Origin of the sequence: Krasilnikovia sp. MM14-A1259, from assembly GCF_047159535.1 — a bacterium.
Taxonomy (GTDB): Bacteria; Actinomycetota; Actinomycetes; order Mycobacteriales; family Micromonosporaceae; genus Actinoplanes.
Genome location: NZ_BAAGAJ010000002.1, coordinates 4,240,294 through 4,257,348, shown reverse-complemented (window position 1 = coordinate 4,257,348; position 17,055 = coordinate 4,240,294). Strand labels below are relative to the sequence as shown.

Below are 17,055 nucleotides of genomic sequence, written 5' to 3'. Positions count from 1 at the left end.
CCTCAGACCGCGTGGGAGACGCACAGGTACTCCATGTCGGTCTGCGGGCGCCGGTCGTCGGTGCGCGTGAGGATGTCCACGTCGGCGTGGACGACTCCGGAGATGCACAGCGGGATGTAGAAGATGTCCTCGCTGCGCCGCCGGTAGAAGATGTCCATGCCGGTACGCAGCTCGAACGCGAACCGGCCGTCCGGTGTCCGGTCGCGCATTTCGGCGTGCGGCCGGCTGGGGACCGCATGCAGGTGACTGCGGTGTTCCGTGACGGACTGGGACTCGTACCCGGTGCCGGCGCGGTTGTAGGCGTCGTGCATGCGTACGAGGTCGTACTTGTTGCGGGGCGCCTCGACCTCGATGAGCTCCAACGGGTCGTCGCCGATGTTGCGGGTGGCGTGAAACGCGCCGCGGCCGATCCGGACCAGGCTTCCGGGACCGATGGGGTACTCCCGGTCGCCGAGACCCGAGGTTATGCCGTGACCGGCCAGGCAGATCAGGTAGGTCAGCTTGCGGGGGTGCACGTGCATCGAGGTGCCGTGTGGTGCGTCGATGTGCAGCGCCCACAGGTCGAAGAAGTCGTCCACGTACGCCCGGTACTCGTAACCCCAGGGCTTCGGGATGACCTCACGCAGGTGCGCCTCCTCCTCGAAACGCTCGTTTCCGGATCGGATGCCCTGCCGGAGCAGCCGGTTGAGATGGGTGATGTCGGCGGGCGCGGCGTCGAGCCGGTACGCCGCGGGTGGTGCCTCCACTGTGGTCGGTTGCGGCATGATGGGCAACTGTCCCTCCTCCTGCAGCCGCGATGAAGATCTTGGGAAGGTCCGCCGAGTTGTCCCGGCGGGCGCCGGATGCAGTCAACCCGCGTCCCAGGCCCAAATCAAATAAAAAGATCTTCGGGCCCCATCAGCATTGTTTGCCGGGCGGAGAATGCATTGGCCCCGTACGCCCGTACGGTCCATCGCAATTCGTTTCGGCGTCAAATAAATAGACCCGGCTCGACGTAGCGATGTGATTAACGTCATGAACACCGGTACGGGGCCGATCGCGGCGCTGTGCTTCGATGGTGGACGCACGAAGTGCGGACGGAACTGTCACGGGGGGCGGAGCTGTCATGCGTGAAGGCGTCGACTTATCGTTGCTGCGTACTTGTCTAGCGGTTTATCGTGCGGGTTCGCTGACCAAGGCGGCCCGGATCCTTGGCATATCCCAGCCCGCGGTGACCGGCCATTTGCGGGCACTTGAGTCCAAACTCGACCAACCGCTGTTTCTGCGGTTGCCCAGCGGGACCGTGCCGACCGACGCGGCGCACGAGCTGGTGCGCGACATCTCGGCCCCGCTGGACAGCCTGGAGGGCGCCCTGTCGCGCCGGCTGCAGCCGGAAAGGCTGGAGGACTGCACCGTACGGCTGGCCGGGCCGGCCGAGATCATCACGGCCCGGGTGCTGCCGGCGATCTCGGATCTGGTCGCCGACGGGCTGCGCCTCAAGGTCTCCCTCGGCCTCACCGACGACCTGCTCCAGGAGCTGACCGACGGCGTGCACGACATGGTCATCGCGACGCGCCGGCCTCGCGCCACGGCCGTGCACGCCACCGCGTTCATGGACGAGGAGTTCGCGCTGGTGGGCGACGCCGGATGGGCGCGGCGCCTGCCGCAGGACGAGATCGCCGCGCGCGGCGCCGCGGTCCTCGACCAGGTCCCGATCATTGCGTACGCCGAGAGCCTGCCCATCATCCGGCGCTACTGGCGCACGATCTTCGACACGTGGCCGGGCCCGACCGCCCAGGTGACCGTGCCGGATCTGCGGGCGGTGCTGACGGCGGTCAAACACGGCGCGGGTATCTCGGTGCTGCCGACCTACCTGTGCGCGGAAGAGATCGAGCGCGGCGAGCTCGTGGTGCTGCACGACGTCGAGGTGCCGCCGCTGAACACGCTGTTCCTCGCGGTCCGCGCCGGTGTGCTGCCCAGTACCGGACTGACCACCCTGCGCTCGCACCTGCTCACGAAAGCCGGGCTGTGGCGCTGATCAGGTGGCGCGCGAGCACCGGCGCGGAGGCGGGGTTCTGCCCGGTGATGACCGGCCCGGCGACCACGTGCGGGCGGAACGGCGGGCCGTGCCGCACGAGCGCGCCGTGCCGGGCCAGGTCGTCGGCGAGCCACCGGCCGTCGGGTGCGGCGACGCCGAGGGCGCGTTCCTCCTCCGGCGACGGGCAGGTCAGCTCCCGCGTACGCAGGGCCGGCGGGTCGAGTGCGGCGACCGCGAGCAGCGCGGCGACGCCGTACCCGGTGGCGGCGACCACGCCGCCGCCGGTCAGCACCGCATGGGTGAACCGTGCCAGGGCGCAGTCGGCCGGCAGGTCCACCGCGGCGCCGGCGCCGCCGGTGAACACCACTGCGCCGAAGTCGGCGGGCTCGTAGCACTCGACGCGGCGGGTTCCCGCGAGGGCACGCTGAGCGGCCGGGTCGTCCAGGAACGTGCGCTGCGTCCGGTCGGTCCGGTCGACGCCCCCGGGGCGCGGCGGCGCGGCGACCGTGCTCACGCTGACGACCGTCCAGCCCGCGGAGACCAACGCCTGCCATGGGTACGCCGCCTCCGGCAGCCAATACCCGCACCGGCGGCCGTCCGGGAGCCGGTCGACCCCGGCGAAAACGACGGCGGCGTATCTGCTGGCCACTTCGGCAATCCTCCCCGGTCGCCGCACCCCGGCGGCTCGGTCCTGTGTGGACCGGGTCGCGGCTGCGGCGGGCAGACGACAGCGAAAAGCTTCGCGCATACGGCAACGCCGACACTACGCTGCTATCCCGCCAATTCCGAGCAGACTAACGCCAGAGCGTCTTCCGGTTCAGCATCGGGAAGCCATTATCGGTGTGATGTCGGCCCGAGAAATGCTTATTTGCTCGCCGCCCGGCGCGCTGGTTGAGTGCTTCCCAGCGGGCGACGATCCGGAATGAGCCTGACTCTTCCACGTCCACGTCGTGCTGCTCGAAGGTCAAGATCACAAATTCGAGAGGCGGCATCCGTAATGACCATGGTCGAATCAATCGGCGTTCTCGGGTATGACAAGGTCAGTGAGCAGGATTCCATCACGCCATTGGAGATCTTCAAGGGTGCGGCGATGGTGGTGGCCGGCAACATCGCACCCTGGCAGCGTGAGGTGCCGCCGGGCCGGCTCGACGTGAAGTTCGTCAGCGCCAAGCCGGGTGTCGTCACCATGCAGATGGGCACCCAGGTCATCCCCGACGGCACGCTCGACGACGACCAGCTCTTCGACATCCTCTACATTCCCGGCGGCATCGGGTCCGGGGCGATCGCCACCGACGAGCGAGTCCTTTCGCTGATCCGCCGCCACCACGAGGCCGGCAAGGTCGTCGCCGCCAACTGCTCCGGCGTGGGCGTGCTGGCCCGCGCGGACATCCTCGGCGAGGCTCCGGTCACGTGTGTGGCGGCCGTCGCCCGTGGGCTGCGTGCCGAAGGGATCAACGTTTCGGAGAACCGTCGCATGTGGATCGGTGACCTGGAGAACCGGATCTGGACCTCCACAGGCTCATACGGCGTGCACGGCGGCGCGGTCGCCCTCGTGGCCCACTACCTGGGCCGAGAGGTGGGCACGATCGTGTCGATGATGTTCGACACCCTGGGTGGGCTGGGCGAGCAGATCTTCGAAACGGTCGGCCCCGAGTTCTACCACCACGCCGTCCTGGAGACCACGTTCCAGGACTACTTCGAGACGATGCTGCTGCCCACCCCCGCGAAGGTGCCCGCCGGAGTCTGATCGCGCAGTCGTGCAGGAAGGATGCCCGCTTCATGCCCGGTCCACAGGGCGTCACGCCCACCCAGTTCCGCGACCTGAGCTGGATCCGCGGTGCGATGCAGACGGCCATCGCGCTCGAACACTCGACGATGCCGCTCTACTCGGCGGCGATGTATTCACTCGAGGTGCAGAACTACCCGTCGTACAACTCCATCCGCAGTGTGCTGATGGAGGAGATGCTGCACATGGCAGCCGCCTGCAACATCCTGGCTGCGCTGGGCGGCCGCCCGGGCATCGCCGATCTCGAACCCCGATTCCCCCGCGCGGGCCTTCCCGGCCAGGTGGCCCCCGACCTCCGGGTCGTCCTGGCGCCGCTGTCCGTGCGACAGCTCAAGACTTTTATGCGGATCGAGGCGCCGGAGTTCCTGCTGGCCAAGCGGGAACTGGCCACGGCGTACCCGACCATCGGCCGCTTCTACCAGGCGATCAAGGACGCGGTGGCGAAGAACGCGACCGCGGTCCGGGCGGCCGTGCGCGACGGCGGCCCGGCCAACCAGGTCGGCGGCAACCTCGGCTACCGCACGATCGTGCCCCGCGACGGCGTCGACCCGGTCGACGAGATCCTGGAAGCGCTCGACATGATCATGGAGCAGGGCGAGGGTGAACCGGCCCGCGGCATCGGCACTTCCAGCACGTTTCAGAACGAGGAATCGCACTACGGGCGATTCGCTGAGCTGCGCTACGGGGCTCGGTACCAGCAGGTCAGCGAACCCGTTGCGGTGACCGCGGAGACCGAGGAGCAGTTCTTCCGGGGTGAGCCGATCGCCTGGCCGGTCGTCATCAACACCCTGGCCGTGCCATCGGACCACTACGGGGCGGTGCTGTCGGAGGACCCGAACGCACCCGCCGTGGAGAAGGAACTGGACGCGTTCGACGCCGCGTACACGGCGATGATGACCGCATTGCACCAGGCATGGAACGGACCCGTCGAGCGCTCCTGGCCCAGCCTGGGCGAGGCGGTCGTGCAGATGAACGAGATGCGGGTGTTGTCGTGCTTCAACATCCTGCGTCACCAGGTCCCCCCGGCAGCCGTGGCCCGGCTGGCCGAGCTCTATCCGGCGGAGTACCGGCTCCTCGCCGAGTTCACCGACCTCGACCGGCCGGTGTTCTACGGCCCACGGTTCGTCAACCAGGCGGCGCGGTGACGACGCCCGCGCCGGCCTCACGGAAGGGTCCGCACATGATCACGGTTACCGCCACACAGAAGGTCAAGCCCGGCAAGGAAGCCGAGCTCAACAAGCTGATGGCGCGGCTCGAAGCCGACATCCGGGCCAACGAGCCGGGGTGTCTGCGTTTCGACTACGTCCGCTCCGACGCCGACCCGAGCCTGCGGCTGGTGTACGAGCAGTACCGCGACCGGGAGGCGCTGGAATACCACCAGCGCAGCGTGTACCTGAGGGAGTTCATCCCGCACCTGCTGGAGTGCCTGGAGGAGCCGCCCCAGGTCACCACGTACGGCGATGTGGCGGCGACGAGTGTGCCGCCGTCGTTCTTCCACATCGGCATGGTCGTCCCCGATCTGGACAAGGCCGTCGCCCGCTACTCCGACGTGCTCGGCATCGAGTTCACCGAACCGCACACGTACGAGATCCCGCGCCTGGAGGACCCGTACCCGCACCCGTTCAAACTCACCTGTGTCTTCTCGCGTACGGAACCGCCGTACTACGAGCTGATCCAGGCGGAGGGTGAGGGGATCGTGTCCGCCGCGCAGGCCGGCAAGATCCTCTACTACGGCCTGTCCGAGACCGACATGGCCGGCCGGCTCGAGAAGCTGCGTGCGCAGAACGTCGGCATCGATGCCCTCTTCCGGCCCTCGGCCGGGGCCACGCCGTTCGCCATCATCACCGCCCCCGACCTGCTGGGGGCCCGCCTCGAATACGTCGGCGTCGACGACGTCCTCGAGATCGAGGAGTGGGTGCGTACCGGGCGTCACCCCGGCTGAGCCAACCCGATCGTCCGGGCGGAGCGAGGCTGCGCCCGGACGATCGCCATTCATCTCACAGGCAGATGAGTCCAAGCGCAACTGTGTCTTGGACATATGAGTCCAGCGACGGAAGGCTGGTCACCATGACCACAGACATCGGCGCCACCAACACCGCGCCCGGCGTCGCACCGCCCGGGCCGGCGCCGGCCGACAGAACGGCCGGACGCTTCTTCGGCATCGCTGCCGGTAACTTCCTCGTCCTGCTCGACGCCTCGGTGCTCACCGTGGCACTTCCCGACCTGCAGCAGGATCTCCATGCGAGCGTCAGCGCCCTGCCATGGGTGGTGAACGCGTACACCGTAGTCTTCGCCGGGCTGCTGCTGGCCTCGGGATCCATCGCCGACCGGTGGGGCCCGCGCCGGGTGTACCGGCTGGCGCTGGGCGGCTTCACGGTCTTCTCCCTGCTGTGCGCGGTAGCGCCCACGACCGGCCTGCTCATCGGCGGGCGGGCCCTGCTCGGCGTCGCCGCCGCCGGCCTCGTACCCGCGTCGCTCGCACTGCTGGCCGCGCTCTACCCGGACAAGGCCAAGCGATCCAAGATGGTGGGCGCCTGGGCCGCCGTCACCAGCCTGGGCCTGGTGTGCGGGCCGATCCTCGGCGGTGCGCTCGTCACGGCGGGCGGCTGGCGCTGGGTCTTCCTCGTCAACCCGCCGATCGCGCTGCTCGCCCTCGCGTTCTCCGGCCGGCTCAGCGGGCAGCGCTCCGGACAGCGCCGGCCGATCGACCGCGCCGGGCTGCTGCTGTCCATCGTGGGCCTGAGCGCGTTGACGTTCGGCCTGATCTCCGGCGGCACCACGGGCTGGGGTCACCCCGTCCCGATCCTGGCCCTGGTGCTCGCCGCGGTCGCGTTCGTCGCCCTGATCCCCGCAGAGCGGCGAGCCCAGGCGCCCGCGCTGCCGCCGACGCTGCTGCGCCTGCCCCGGGTCCGCGCCGACATCGTCGCGGGCTCCGTGGCCAGCCTCATCTTCTACGGTGTGTTCTTCTCGCTCACCCTGTGGCTGCAGGACGAGCGTGCCCTCACGCCGCTGCAGGCGGGCGTGGCGTTCCTGCCGATGACGGTGCCGATGTGCATCCTGCCGCTGGTGGCCGGGCGGCTCGTCGCACGCCTCGGGGCGCGACCGGTCATCCTCGCCGGCCTCGCCGCGGACCTGGTGTCGGGCATTCTGCTCGCGCTGATGGGCCCGCACGGCTCGATCGGGTGGGTCGTCGGGGCGCAGATCGCCCTCGTCCTGGGCAGCACCCTGGCGATCCCCGGAGCCACCGCGGACATGGCCGTCGCCGCGCCATCCGAGGTCGCCGCGACCGGCCAGGGTGCGTTCAATGCCGCCCGGCAAGCGGGAGCGGCCCTCGGTGTTGCGCTGCTCGGCACGCTGTCGTCTCTGCCCGCGGTCGGTGTCACCCTGGCCGTATTCGCCGCCCTGGCCATCGGCCTGGTGCTCGTCGCCCACAGCCGGGTGGGCAAGCCCGCCCGGTGAGGATGCCGTTCAGCATCACCCGGCACAGTGGAGTGTGGCCTCGTGCGCAGCGCGCCGAGGCCACACCGCTGTGCGGGCCGCGGTCAGGCCAGGGCCTGCTCGGCGGCGGCCAGGAACGCGTCGTTCTCCTCCGGAGTGCCGATCGTGACCCGGACACCGTCGCCCTGGAACGCGCGGACGATGACCCCCCGCGACTCGCACGCCGCGCCGAACGCCGCGGCCCGGTCGCCCAGCGGCAGCCACACGAAGTTGGCCTGGCTGTCCGGAACATCCTGCTGCAGCTTGCGCAGAGCCTCGGTGACCCGGTCGCGCTCGGCGATGATCAGGGCGCAGCGCCGCGTCACCTCGTCCTCGGCGTCCAGCGCGGCCATCGCGGCCGCCTGCGCGAGCAGGTTGGTGGAGAACGGCGTCACCACCTTGCGAATCGTCGCGGCCACCTCCGGCTGGGCGACCAGGAACCCCATCCGCAGCCCGGCCAGGCCCCACGCCTTGGACATGGTGCGCAGGACAACCACGTTCGGGCGGTCACCGTACGCCTCCAGGCCGTCCGGCACCTGGTCGTCCGTGACGAACTCCCGGTACGCCTCGTCCAGCACCACGAGCACGTCGTCGGGTACGGCGGCAAGGAACCGGTCCAGCTCGGCGCGGCGCACGCTGGTGCCGGTCGGGTTGTTCGGGTTGCACACGATGACCAGGCGGGTACGGTCGGTGATCGCGTCGGCCATCGCGGCCAGGTCGTGGCCGTGCGCCGCAGTGTTGGGTACGCGTACGCCGGTCGCCCCGGCGCCGGTCGCGATGATCGGGTACGCCTCGAAGGACCGCCATGCGTGCACGATCTCGTCGCCCGGCAGGCAGGTCGCCTTCGCCAGGACCTCGGCGAGGGCGACCGAACCGCAGCCGGTGACGACCCGGTCGGCGCTCACGCCGTACCGGTCGGCGAGCCGGTCGCGCAACGCGACCACGCCCATGTCGGGATAGCGGTGCACCGTACGGGCCGCCTCGGCGATCGCCTCGGGCACGCCGGGCAGCGGGCCGTACGGCACCTCGTTGCTGGCCAGCTTGATGGCCTCGGTCAGGCCGAGCTCGCGGGCCAGGTCGGCGACGTTGCGCCCCGCCACGTACGCGGGAAGGGCGTCGAGGTCGGCGCGGGTGAGCCGGGTCATGGCTGTCCTCCGGTTGGATCGCCGCCACCGGCGGCCTCTACTGGGCGGCGGTACTTCGCCGGGAGCGCGACCACTACGGTCTGCGCGGTCTTGTCGTGCAGTGCCTGCCGCAGTCGCGCATCGAACAGCGGGGACACCGAGTCGATGAACTGCAGCAGCAAACCGAGGCCGTAACAGCCCCAGAACGGGGTCCACAGGCCGAGCCGGGCCCAGCGCCGGAACGAACGGCCGAAGCCCAGCTGGTCGGTGTTCTCCAGCCGGACCACCTTGACCTGCATCAGCCGCTTGCCGAGGGTCTGCCCGCGATTCGCGATGGCCGGCACCTCGTACGCGAACCACAGCGCCGTCGCGATGAACAGCATGGTGAGTACCAGGTAGTTGGCGCGCAGCGACGCCTGCTGCGGCTCGCTGAGTGGGTCGTTCATGGCGGCGCGCACCACGGGCTCGACCTCCTGCCACCACTGGTACGCGAACCAGCCGTTCACGACGACGTTGAGCAGCAGGACGACGAAGAAGTCGACCATCCGGGCGACGAGGCGGCGGCCGAACCCGGCCAGCGCGAAGCCGTGCGGTCGCAACTGTGGCACGTATGCCCAGGAGTAGCCGGGAGTTCCCGGCGGATGCGGCTGCCATCCCGGTGGCGGCTGCCATCCCGGGAGCGGCTGCCACCCGGCCGGGGGCTGCGATCCGGGCGGTGGCTGCCACCCGGGTGGGGCCTGCCAGCCGGGTGGTGGGCCCCAGCCCGCCGGAGTGGGCGGGGCCTGTCCCGCCGGTGGCACCGTGTTCGGAGGGGTCCATCCGGGGGGCGGCTGCCAGCCCGGCGGCAGGTCGACGGCGGGCTGTCCCGGCGGCTGAGCAGCGCCGGGCGGCGTCCAGCCAGGCTGCTGCGCGCCCGGCGGCGCCCAGCCCGACGGCCCGGCCCCCGTCCACGGTGTGCCGGTGCCGGTGCCGGGGGCTTGGGCGGGGACGGGCGTGGTCGGTCCGGGCGTGGTGCCCGGCGTCGTCGAGTCGGGCGCGGCGGTTCCGGGCGTTGCGAGTCCTGGCGTCCCGACCCCGGGGGCAGGGGTTCCCGACGTCGGGGCGGGCGAGGTGGGCGTCTCGTCCGGTGGCGGCCCGTCCGGGGGTACGGCGTCGGCCGGGATCGCCTTGCCCAGCCAGCCCTCGCCGTCCCACCAGCGCTGCGTCGACGGGTCGGCCGGGTCCTTGTACCAGCCCGGAGGTAGGGAGGTCATGCCGGAACCTTAACCACGACCGTGCGCCCCGCCTTGTCGTGGAGGGTCTGCTGGAACGGCTTGTCCCACAACTGCCACAGTCCGTCGATCCATGCCATGAAAGGCACGAAGTTGCCCGCCACGTACGCGACGAGGTATCGCTTGGTCGCCATCCCGCGGGTCAGCGTGGCGGCGGGGTCCAGCGGCACCACCTTGATCTTGAGTACCTTCTTCCCCACGGTCTGCCCGGAGCGGTACATCATCTCCACGTAGTAGACGTAGTACGCCGCCACGGACAGCAGGACCATGCCGACATCCAGCAGAAGGAGCGGCAGGAAGAAGTCGCGGAAGACCACGGACGCATCCGGCTGGGCCGAGTACGGGTCGGCCGGGGATGGGAACCCGTCCGCCAGGTTGGCGAAGAAGACGAAGAACACCGGCACGAAGATCACCAGCATCACGGCGGTGAGGATGGCCCCGTCGATGAGGTGTGCCAGCAGCCGGGTGCCGAAGTCCGCGAGTGGCTGGCCGCCCGGGCTCAACGCCGGAGGCTGGTAACCGGGCGGCGGCCCGTAGCCAGGGGGCGGGATGTAGCCGGGCGGGGGCGGCCCGTAGGCGATCCCCGGCCCGTGACCCGGCGGCGGCCCGTAGCCGGGCGGCGGTGCACAGCCGGGTGGATGGGCGGGCGCGGGCACGTGACCCCAAGGAGAGGGTCCGGGCTGAACGCCGAGCGGCGGCCCGTACCCGGTGGGGGTGTCGGGCCGCCCGCCCGTGTCGGATGGGTGCGTCACGCAGACAGTGTTACAGGTTGCCGCGCAGTTCCTGCTCCCGCTCGATCGCCTCGAACAGGGCCTTGAAGTTGCCCTTGCCGAAGCCGAGCGAGCCGTGCCGTTCGATCAGCTCGAAGAAGACCGTCGGCCGGTCCTGCACCGGCTTGGTGAAGATCTGCAGCAGGTACCCGTCCTCGTCGCGGTCGACCAGGATGCGGCGCTTCTTCAGCTCCTCGATCGGCACCCGGACGTTGCCGATGCGGGCCCGCAGCTCCGGGTCGTCGTAGTACGAGTCCGGGGTGGCCAGGAACTCGACGCCCGCGGCGCGCATGGCGTCGACGCTGGCCAGGATGTCGTTGGTGGCGACCGCGATGTGCTGGGCGCCGGGGCCGCCGTAGAACTCCAGGTACTCGTCGATCTGCGACTTGCGCTTGGAGACGGCCGGCTCGTTCAGCGGGAACTTGACCTTGCGGGTGCCGTCCGCGACGACCTTGCTCATCAGCGCCGAGTAGTCGGTGGCGATGTCGTCGCCGACGAACTCGGCCATGTTGGTGAAGCCCATGACCCGGCGGTAGAACTCCACCCACTCGTCCATCTTGCCGAGCTCGACGTTGCCGACGACGTGGTCGACCGCCTGGAAGAAGCGCTTGGGCTGCAGGCCGGCGTCGATCGCGGGCTTCCGGTCCACGATCGGGTCGCGGGCCACGAAGCCGGGCAGGAACGGCCCGTCGTACCCGGAGCGGTCGATCAGGGTGTGGATCGTTTCACCGTACGTGGCGATGGCGGCGAGCCGGACCGTGCCGTGCTCGTCCTTGACGTCGTGCGGCTCGGTCACCGAACGGGCGCCCGCCTCGATCGCGTGCCGGTACGCGGCGTCCACGTCCGGGACGGCCAGCGCGATGTCCTTGATGCCGTCGCTGTGCCGGGTGACGTGGTCGGCGCCGGGCGCGTCGACGTGCACCGCGCCGGTGATCAGGAACCGGGCGGAACCGCTGACCAGGACGTACTCGGCGTGGTCGCGGTAGCCGTGTTCGGGGCCCCGGTACGCGACGCAGGTCATCCCGAACGCGGTCGAATAGTAGTGGGCCGCCTGCTTCGCGTTGCCCACGAGGAACTGCAGGTAGTCGACGCCCTTGACCGGGAACACGTCGACGCCGGGCGACTGGTCGGCTGCCATCATCTGCGTCATGTGCCGAGGTTGGCGCAGGTCACACCGCTGGGCAACTGTCTCGTTCTCCGCTGATCACTCTGTGCATTCGGTATTCTCGAAAATCACTATGGCTGTACAAGATGTTCAGCTCGACGCGCTCGACGCACGGCTGCTCACGCTGCTGCACGCCGAGCCGCGCATCGGCGTGCTCGAACTGTCCCGCCGTCTCGCGGTCGCCCGCGGCACGGTCCAGGCCCGGCTGGACAAGCTGATCGCCCGCGGCGCGATCCGCGGCTTCGGCCCGGACGTGGCGGCGGAGGTGATCGGCTTCCACGTGACCAGCTTCGTCACCCTGGAGATCAGCCAGCGGTACGGGCACGACGCGGTCGCCGCGCACCTCGCCGAGATCCCGGAGGTGCTGGAGGCGCACACGATCACCGGGGCCGGAGACATCCTGTGCCGGATCGTGGCCCGGTCGAACGCCGATCTGCAGCGCGTCATCGACCAGATCGTGGGCTACGAGGGGATCGTGCGCGCCTCCACGATCATCGCGCTGGCGGAGCTGATTCCGTACCGGGTGTTGCCGTTGGTGCGATCCGCCGCATTGGGGGCATAACGACTCGACACGGGCCAATCGTGCTGCAGGGTGCGGCGGCCGCGGATCGCTAGGTTGTCCGGCGTGGCGTCCGGCGGAGGGTGGCGAGGCTACGCGGTCTGCGCCGGCGTGGTCGTCGTCGTGCTGGCCACCACCGGCGTGTGGAACCCGTTCCCGAAGCTGTGGAGCTGGCTCGACCGCAGCGAGCCCATCGCCCCCGGTGCCGCCCAGTGGCAGGCCCGCCTCGGCGGCACCCCGCGCAGCATCACGATCGCCGACGACGCGGTGGTGGTCGAGTACCGCACGTCGATCGAGGCGTACGGCGTGGGCGCCGGGGTGCGGCTGTGGAAGTCCGACGCGGACTGGTCTGCGGTCGCGGGCACCGGCGCGAACACGGTCGTGGTCACCGGGCGGCTGCTCACCAAGGGCTACCAGGTGCTCGACCCGCGTACTGGGGCGGTCCGGCGGGCCGACTCCGCGGCGACCGCGGTGTGGACGTACACGAATGCGATCCTCGATCTGCACTGTGCGGACGCGGGGTGTGAGCTGACCGCATGGGATCCGCGGGGGAACGCCCCGCTGTGGCGGGTGCCGTCGCCCAGCCTGGGCTTCGTGCTGGACGGGGACAACCCGGACCTGCCCGGTACCCGGCCGCTGACGGGTGGCCAGATCGACGACCGGATCGCCGGGCCGACGCTCATGCCCGCCCTGCTCGGGCTGCCCGACGACGATCACGTCCGGATCGTCGACACGGCCGCCGGGAAGCTCGTGCAGACCGTCGCGCAGGGTACGGAGCATCGCGTCGCGGTCGCCGGTGGCCGCGTGCTCACGGTGACCGGGCAGGCCCGCGACGGCACCTGCTACTACCACGTGGCGGCGACCGCCCCGCCGTCCACGGACCCGGTGTGGCAGCGCGACGTCAACCTGCGTACGGCCGACGACGGGGCGGGCTGCCGCCAGGACCGCGACCCGGTGGGCGGCGACGACGTGGTGCTCGGGGTCGACCCGGTGGGGCAGCAGGTGCTGATCGCGGCGCACGACGGGCGGGAGCTGTGGCACGGCGAGCCCGGGGAGCGGGTGCTCGCGGTCGACGACCGGTACGCGGTCGTCCGCGACGCCGACGGGCAGACGGCTCGCGGGCGCTCGTTCGCCCGCGGCGGCAGCGGCTGGCGGCGGCCGATCGGCCCGGGCACGCAGGCGGCGCTGACGCCGTACGCGGCGGTGCTCGTGGAGCCGAAAGCGGCGCGGATCACGGCGGTCAGCCCGGGTACGGGCGCGGTGCTGGCGCAGGTGCAGACCGGGGCGAAGCCGTACGCCACGGGGCCCGGCGGGCTGGTGCTGGTGTCCGGGCGGGAGCTGGCGTACGTGCCGTTCACAGTTGATCGAGCAGGTTGATTCGCACCTTGAGCAGGGGCTGGCCTAGGCTTGCCGCTCATGAGCAGAGCCGCCGCTTTCTCGTATGCCCCGTTGCTGCCGATCGGTGACGACCTGACCGAATACCGGCTTGTCACGGACGAGGGTGTGGACGTCGTCAACGGGCCGGGCGGGCGCCGGTTCCTGACCGTCGAACCGTCGGTGATCACGCAGCTCACCGCGGAGGCGATGCACGACATTGCGCACTACCTGCGCCCGGCCCACCTGACCCAGCTGCGGTCGATCATCGACGACCCCAAGGCGTCGGCCAACGACCGCTTCGTCGCCCTGGACCTGCTGCGCAACGCGAACATCGCGGCCGGCGGGGTGCTGCCGATGTGCCAGGACACCGGCACCGCGATCGTGATGGGCAAGCGCGGCCGGCACGTGCTCACCGACGGCCAGGACGAGCAGGCCATCGCGCTCGGCGTCTACCAGGCGTACACCCGGCTCAACCTGCGGTATTCACAGCTCGCCCCGCTCACCATGTGGGACGAGAAGAACACCGGCACGAACCTGCCGGCGCAGATCGAGCTGTACGCCGAGGACCCGGGCGGGCATCCGGACGCGTACAAGTTCCTGTTCATGGCCAAGGGTGGCGGCTCGGCCAACAAGTCGTACCTGTACCAGGAGACCAAGGCACTGCTCAGCCCGGCGCGGCTTATGCAGTTCCTGGACGAGAAGCTGCGGCTGATCGGGACCTCGGCGTGCCCGCCGTACCACCTGGCGGTCGTCATCGGCGGCACCAGCGCCGAGCACGCGCTGAAGACCGCCAAGCTGGCCAGCGCCAAGTACCTGGACAACCTGCCCCGGCACGGGTCGATGACCGCGCACGGCTTCCGCGACGTGGAGCTGGAGGCGGCGGTGCTGGAGCTGACCCGCGACTTCGGCATCGGGGCGCAGTTCGGCGGCCGGTACTTCTGCCACGACGTACGGGTGATCCGCCTGCCCCGGCACGGCGCCTCCTGCCCGGTGGCGATCGCGGTGTCCTGCTCGGCGGACCGCCAGGCCCTCGCCAAGATCACGCCGTCCGGGGTGTGGCTGGAGCGGCTGGAGACCGACCCGGCCCGCTTCCTTCCGGACGTCACGGACGAGCACCTGGAGACCGACGAGGTCGTCAAGGTCGACCTGCGGCGTCCGATGGATGAGATCCGCGCGCAACTGTCCAAGTGCCCGGTGAAGACCCGGCTGTCGCTCAGTGGCCCGCTGGTGGTGGCGCGGGACATCGCGCACGCGAAGATCGCCGAGCGGCTGGATGCGGGCGAGCCGATGCCGCAGTACCTCCGCGACCACGCGGTCTACTACGCGGGCCCGGCCAAGACGCCGGAGGGGTACGCGTCCGGCTCGTTCGGCCCGACGACGGCGGGGCGGATGGACTCGTACGTGGAGAAGTTCCAGGCGGCGGGCGGCTCGCTGGTGATGCTGGCCAAGGGCAACCGGTCGGCGCAGGTCACGAACGCCTGCCAGAGTCACGGCGGGTTCTACCTCGGCTCGATCGGCGGCCCGGCGGCCCGGCTGGCGCAGGACTGCATCAAGCACGTCGAGGTGCTCGAATACCCCGAGCTGGGCATGGAAGCGGTTTGGAAGATCGAGGTCGAGGACTTCCCGGCCTTCATCGTCGTCGACGACAAGGGCAACGACTTCTTCGCCGAGGTCACTCGCCCCAAGAATGTCCTCCAAATCGGGGCGAAACCCTAGCTGCCCCAGGGCTCTCCGGCTCCACGTGAGCGCCTGTCGATATATAGCCGGCCGACATCCTCTATTCTTCGCGGAGCCCAGCGCGAGGATACGGGGGAACAGTGGCAGTCGGAGAACACACGCCAGCCGTCGGCGAGAGCGGGCGCGTGGGCGCTGCCGGGGTTGTCGACCGGTCGAAGCGCATCACGTTCCTCGAGGGCGTGCGGGGGATCGCGGCCGCCGCGGTCGTCATCCAGCATCTGTTCGCCGAGAACTTCGCCGGTTACCGCGCGTGGACCCATGACCACGTTGACCTCGGCCGCGTCGGCGTAGTCGCGTTCTTCCTGGTCAGCGGGTACGTGATCCCGCTGAGTCTCGCCGGGCAGACGCTGCCTGCCTTCGCGATCCGGAGGTACTTCCGCCTGTACCCCGTCTACTGGCTGGCGTTCGGGATCTTCGTCGTGGTCGAGCTGGTGGACCGCGGCTCGCTCGCCGGTGCCACGCTGCCAGTGATCGTGCTCAACGTTCTGATGCTGCACGGTCTGCTCGGCGCGGTCAGCCTGCTGCCGCCGGCCTGGACGCTGAGTATCGAACTGCTCTACTACGTGCAGTCGGCGGCTGCCAAGGCCCGCCGCCTGCTCGACGCGTCGGTGCACCTCGGCTGGGCATGGCTCGCCTTCTACCTGCTGTTGTGCATCGGCGAGCGGGTCACCGGCAAGGACTTCCCGACCACGCTGCCGATGTTGCTGTTCGTGGCCAGCCTGGGCCACGCCATCCACCTGCGTGATGCCGTCGGCCGCCGGGTCTGCGACGCGATGCTGGTCGCGGGCGCGATCGTCGTCCCGCTGGGCGCGTACATCGGCGTGGACGGGGACGGGGAGTGGCCGCCGTTCACGTACTCGTCGTCGTTCCTGGCCGGGCTTGCGCTGTTCGGAGCGTTCTATCTGCTGCGCGGTCGCGGCATGGCCCGCCCGCTGATCTTCCTGGGCGGGATCAGCTACGCGGTGTACCTGATGCACCCGATTCTCATGGAGGTCTTCCGTGGCCTGCACGGCTTCGTGAGCGTCGGCGTGAACGCCGCGGCGGTGCTGGTCCTCGCGTACCTCATGCACCGGTTCGTGGAGAAGCCGAGCATCGACGTCGGGCGTAGGGCGAGCGCGCGGTTCAAGCGCTGACTCAGAGCCGAAGAAAGCGGGCACCGGCGCATCTGCGCCGGTGCCCGCTTCTCTTGGCTGTCGGTCAGGTCAGCCGCAGATGCCCCCGACCGGAACGAACCAGGCAGTGAACTCCGCCTCGAGGTTCTTGTCCAGGTCCTTCGGGTCCTTGAGCTTCGCGAACAGCGCCTTGTCGTCCGCGCTCTTGGCCATGTTGTCGGCCGCCTCGGCGCCCGCCGCCTTCAGCTTCGGGTCCTTGGCGGTGGCCGCCGTCTTGCGGATCTTGTCAGCCCAGGCCTTCAGCTCGTCGCCGGCGGCCTTCTGCGCCTTGGCGGCGGCTGCGGTCTGCTTCGCCGCCTTGTAGGCCATCATCTTGCCGAGCTCGGTCGCGAAGCCCTTCACGTCGCTCTCGATCGACTTGGAGAGCTTGTCGCAGACCTTCTTGGTGTCGGCGCTGTAGTCGGGGGCCTCCGAGGTGGCGTCGGCCGCCGGGGTGGCCGCCGCGGTCGTTCCCGCGGGGCCGGCCGCGTCGGCCGGGGTCTTCGAGTCGGTGCTGCAGGCAGCGGCGCTCAGCAGCACGCCGCCGAGGGTCACGGCCAGGATGGCGCGTCGCATGACTGTTCCGTTCATCGAGGGGGAAGATCGTCGGGGACGATACGG

The 17,055-nt window shown here is 70.2% G+C and carries 17 protein-coding genes; 9 read left to right on the top strand and 8 right to left on the bottom strand.

Annotated features, from left to right (window positions below):
• Nucleotides 1–2 precede the first annotated feature (2 nt).
• Nucleotides 3–764 (bottom strand): cupin domain-containing protein, encoded by a 762-nt coding sequence (locus ACMCNK_RS19200; RefSeq protein ID WP_412737777.1) that lies wholly within the window; start codon nucleotides 762–764, stop codon nucleotides 3–5.
• 341 nt (nucleotides 765–1,105) lie between these two features.
• Between ACMCNK_RS19200 and ACMCNK_RS19195 the strand changes: the two genes are divergently transcribed.
• Nucleotides 1,106–2,017, top strand: a complete 912-nt coding sequence (locus ACMCNK_RS19195; RefSeq protein WP_412737776.1) for a LysR family transcriptional regulator — start codon at nucleotides 1,106–1,108, stop codon at nucleotides 2,015–2,017.
• Here ACMCNK_RS19195 and ACMCNK_RS19190 read toward each other — a convergent pair.
• Both ACMCNK_RS19190 and ACMCNK_RS19185 read right to left on the bottom strand, forming a co-directional pair.
• Entirely contained in the window at nucleotides 1,992–2,666 is a 675-nt protein-coding gene (locus tag ACMCNK_RS19190; protein ID WP_412737775.1) for a DJ-1/PfpI family protein, read from the bottom strand. The genes ACMCNK_RS19195 and ACMCNK_RS19190 overlap by 26 nt on opposite strands.
• A 145-nt stretch (nucleotides 2,667–2,811) precedes the next feature.
• Nucleotides 2,812–2,985: a hypothetical protein gene (locus ACMCNK_RS19185; protein ID WP_412737774.1), complete on the bottom strand. Its 174-nt coding sequence runs from the start codon at nucleotides 2,983–2,985 to the stop codon at nucleotides 2,812–2,814.
• Between the two features lie 35 nt (nucleotides 2,986–3,020).
• Here ACMCNK_RS19185 and ACMCNK_RS19180 point away from each other — a divergent pair, with 35 nt between their 5' ends.
• From ACMCNK_RS19180 to ACMCNK_RS19165, 4 genes are all read left to right on the top strand, one after another.
• Nucleotides 3,021–3,764, top strand: a complete 744-nt coding sequence (locus ACMCNK_RS19180; protein WP_412737773.1) for a DJ-1/PfpI family protein — start codon at nucleotides 3,021–3,023, stop codon at nucleotides 3,762–3,764.
• 32 nt (nucleotides 3,765–3,796) lie between these two features.
• On the top strand, nucleotides 3,797–4,948 hold the full coding sequence (locus ACMCNK_RS19175; protein WP_412737772.1) for a ferritin-like domain-containing protein: 1,152 nt from the start codon (nucleotides 3,797–3,799) through the stop codon (nucleotides 4,946–4,948).
• A 35-nt stretch (nucleotides 4,949–4,983) separates the two neighbouring features.
• On the top strand, nucleotides 4,984–5,745 hold the full coding sequence (locus tag ACMCNK_RS19170) for an antibiotic biosynthesis monooxygenase (RefSeq protein WP_412737771.1): 762 nt from the start codon (nucleotides 4,984–4,986) through the stop codon (nucleotides 5,743–5,745).
• Nucleotides 5,746–5,870: 125 nt separating this feature from the next.
• The gene (locus ACMCNK_RS19165; RefSeq protein WP_412737770.1) at nucleotides 5,871–7,262 is read left to right on the top strand and encodes an MFS transporter; all 1,392 of its coding nucleotides are present in this window, start codon (nucleotides 5,871–5,873) and stop codon (nucleotides 7,260–7,262) included.
• Nucleotides 7,263–7,345: 83 nt separating this feature from the next.
• Here the strand turns inward: ACMCNK_RS19165 and hisC are convergent, their stop codons facing one another.
• From hisC to hppD, 4 genes are read right to left on the bottom strand one after another with little or no spacing between them, the layout of a single operon-like run.
• Nucleotides 7,346–8,425 carry a histidinol-phosphate transaminase gene (gene hisC / locus ACMCNK_RS19160; protein ID WP_412737769.1) on the bottom strand — a complete coding sequence of 360 codons (1,080 nt, stop codon included), beginning with the start codon at nucleotides 8,423–8,425 and terminating at the stop codon, nucleotides 7,346–7,348.
• Entirely contained in the window at nucleotides 8,422–9,657 is a 1,236-nt protein-coding gene (locus ACMCNK_RS19155; protein WP_412737768.1) for an RDD family protein, read from the bottom strand. Before ACMCNK_RS19155 ends, hisC begins: the two co-directional genes overlap by 4 nt.
• Nucleotides 9,654–10,427, bottom strand: a complete 774-nt coding sequence (locus ACMCNK_RS19150; protein WP_412737767.1) for an RDD family protein — start codon at nucleotides 10,425–10,427, stop codon at nucleotides 9,654–9,656. Before ACMCNK_RS19150 ends, ACMCNK_RS19155 begins: the two co-directional genes overlap by 4 nt.
• Before the next feature lie 10 nt (nucleotides 10,428–10,437).
• Complete coding sequence (hppD, locus tag ACMCNK_RS19145) at nucleotides 10,438–11,595, bottom strand: 4-hydroxyphenylpyruvate dioxygenase (RefSeq protein WP_412737766.1); 1,158 nt, start codon at nucleotides 11,593–11,595, stop codon at nucleotides 10,438–10,440.
• Nucleotides 11,596–11,683: 88 nt separating this feature from the next.
• Here hppD and ACMCNK_RS19140 point away from each other — a divergent pair, with 88 nt between their 5' ends.
• The 4 genes from ACMCNK_RS19140 (at nucleotide 11,684) to ACMCNK_RS19125 (ending at nucleotide 16,416) form a co-directional block, all read left to right on the top strand.
• Nucleotides 11,684–12,172, top strand: coding sequence for an Lrp/AsnC family transcriptional regulator (locus ACMCNK_RS19140; protein WP_412737765.1), 489 nt, complete (start codon nucleotides 11,684–11,686; stop codon nucleotides 12,170–12,172).
• Between the two features lie 63 nt (nucleotides 12,173–12,235).
• A complete protein-coding gene (locus tag ACMCNK_RS19135; RefSeq protein ID WP_412737764.1) occupies nucleotides 12,236–13,546 on the top strand; it encodes a hypothetical protein in 1,311 nt (436 codons plus the stop codon).
• 39 nt (nucleotides 13,547–13,585) lie between these two features.
• Entirely contained in the window at nucleotides 13,586–15,262 is a 1,677-nt protein-coding gene (locus ACMCNK_RS19130; RefSeq protein WP_412737763.1) for a fumarate hydratase, read from the top strand.
• 146 nt (nucleotides 15,263–15,408) lie between these two features.
• A complete protein-coding gene (locus tag ACMCNK_RS19125; protein ID WP_412737762.1) occupies nucleotides 15,409–16,416 on the top strand; it encodes an acyltransferase family protein in 1,008 nt (335 codons plus the stop codon).
• Between the two features lie 69 nt (nucleotides 16,417–16,485).
• Here ACMCNK_RS19125 and ACMCNK_RS19120 read toward each other — a convergent pair whose 3' ends face one another.
• On the bottom strand, nucleotides 16,486–17,010 hold the full coding sequence (locus ACMCNK_RS19120) for a hypothetical protein (protein ID WP_412737761.1): 525 nt from the start codon (nucleotides 17,008–17,010) through the stop codon (nucleotides 16,486–16,488).
• Nucleotides 17,011–17,055: the final 45 nt, after the last annotated feature.

Coding starts and splice junctions, on each gene's coding strand:
- hppD (WP_412737766.1), bottom strand. CDS start 11,595: ATGACGCAGATGATGGCAGCCGACCAGTCGCCCGGCGTCGACGTGTTC.
- ACMCNK_RS19170 (WP_412737771.1), top strand. CDS start 4,984: ATGATCACGGTTACCGCCACACAGAAGGTCAAGCCCGGCAAGGAAGCC.
- ACMCNK_RS19195 (WP_412737776.1), top strand. CDS start 1,106: ATGCGTGAAGGCGTCGACTTATCGTTGCTGCGTACTTGTCTAGCGGTT.
- ACMCNK_RS19155 (WP_412737768.1), bottom strand. CDS start 9,657: ATGACCTCCCTACCTCCGGGCTGGTACAAGGACCCGGCCGACCCGTCG.
- ACMCNK_RS19165 (WP_412737770.1), top strand. CDS start 5,871: ATGACCACAGACATCGGCGCCACCAACACCGCGCCCGGCGTCGCACCG.
- ACMCNK_RS19140 (WP_412737765.1), top strand. CDS start 11,684: ATGGCTGTACAAGATGTTCAGCTCGACGCGCTCGACGCACGGCTGCTC.
- ACMCNK_RS19200 (WP_412737777.1), bottom strand. CDS start 764: ATGCCGCAACCGACCACAGTGGAGGCACCACCCGCGGCGTACCGGCTC.
- ACMCNK_RS19130 (WP_412737763.1), top strand. CDS start 13,586: ATGAGCAGAGCCGCCGCTTTCTCGTATGCCCCGTTGCTGCCGATCGGT.
- ACMCNK_RS19180 (WP_412737773.1), top strand. CDS start 3,021: ATGGTCGAATCAATCGGCGTTCTCGGGTATGACAAGGTCAGTGAGCAG.
- hisC (WP_412737769.1), bottom strand. CDS start 8,425: ATGACCCGGCTCACCCGCGCCGACCTCGACGCCCTTCCCGCGTACGTG.
- ACMCNK_RS19120 (WP_412737761.1), bottom strand. CDS start 17,010: ATGCGACGCGCCATCCTGGCCGTGACCCTCGGCGGCGTGCTGCTGAGC.
- ACMCNK_RS19175 (WP_412737772.1), top strand. CDS start 3,797: ATGCCCGGTCCACAGGGCGTCACGCCCACCCAGTTCCGCGACCTGAGC.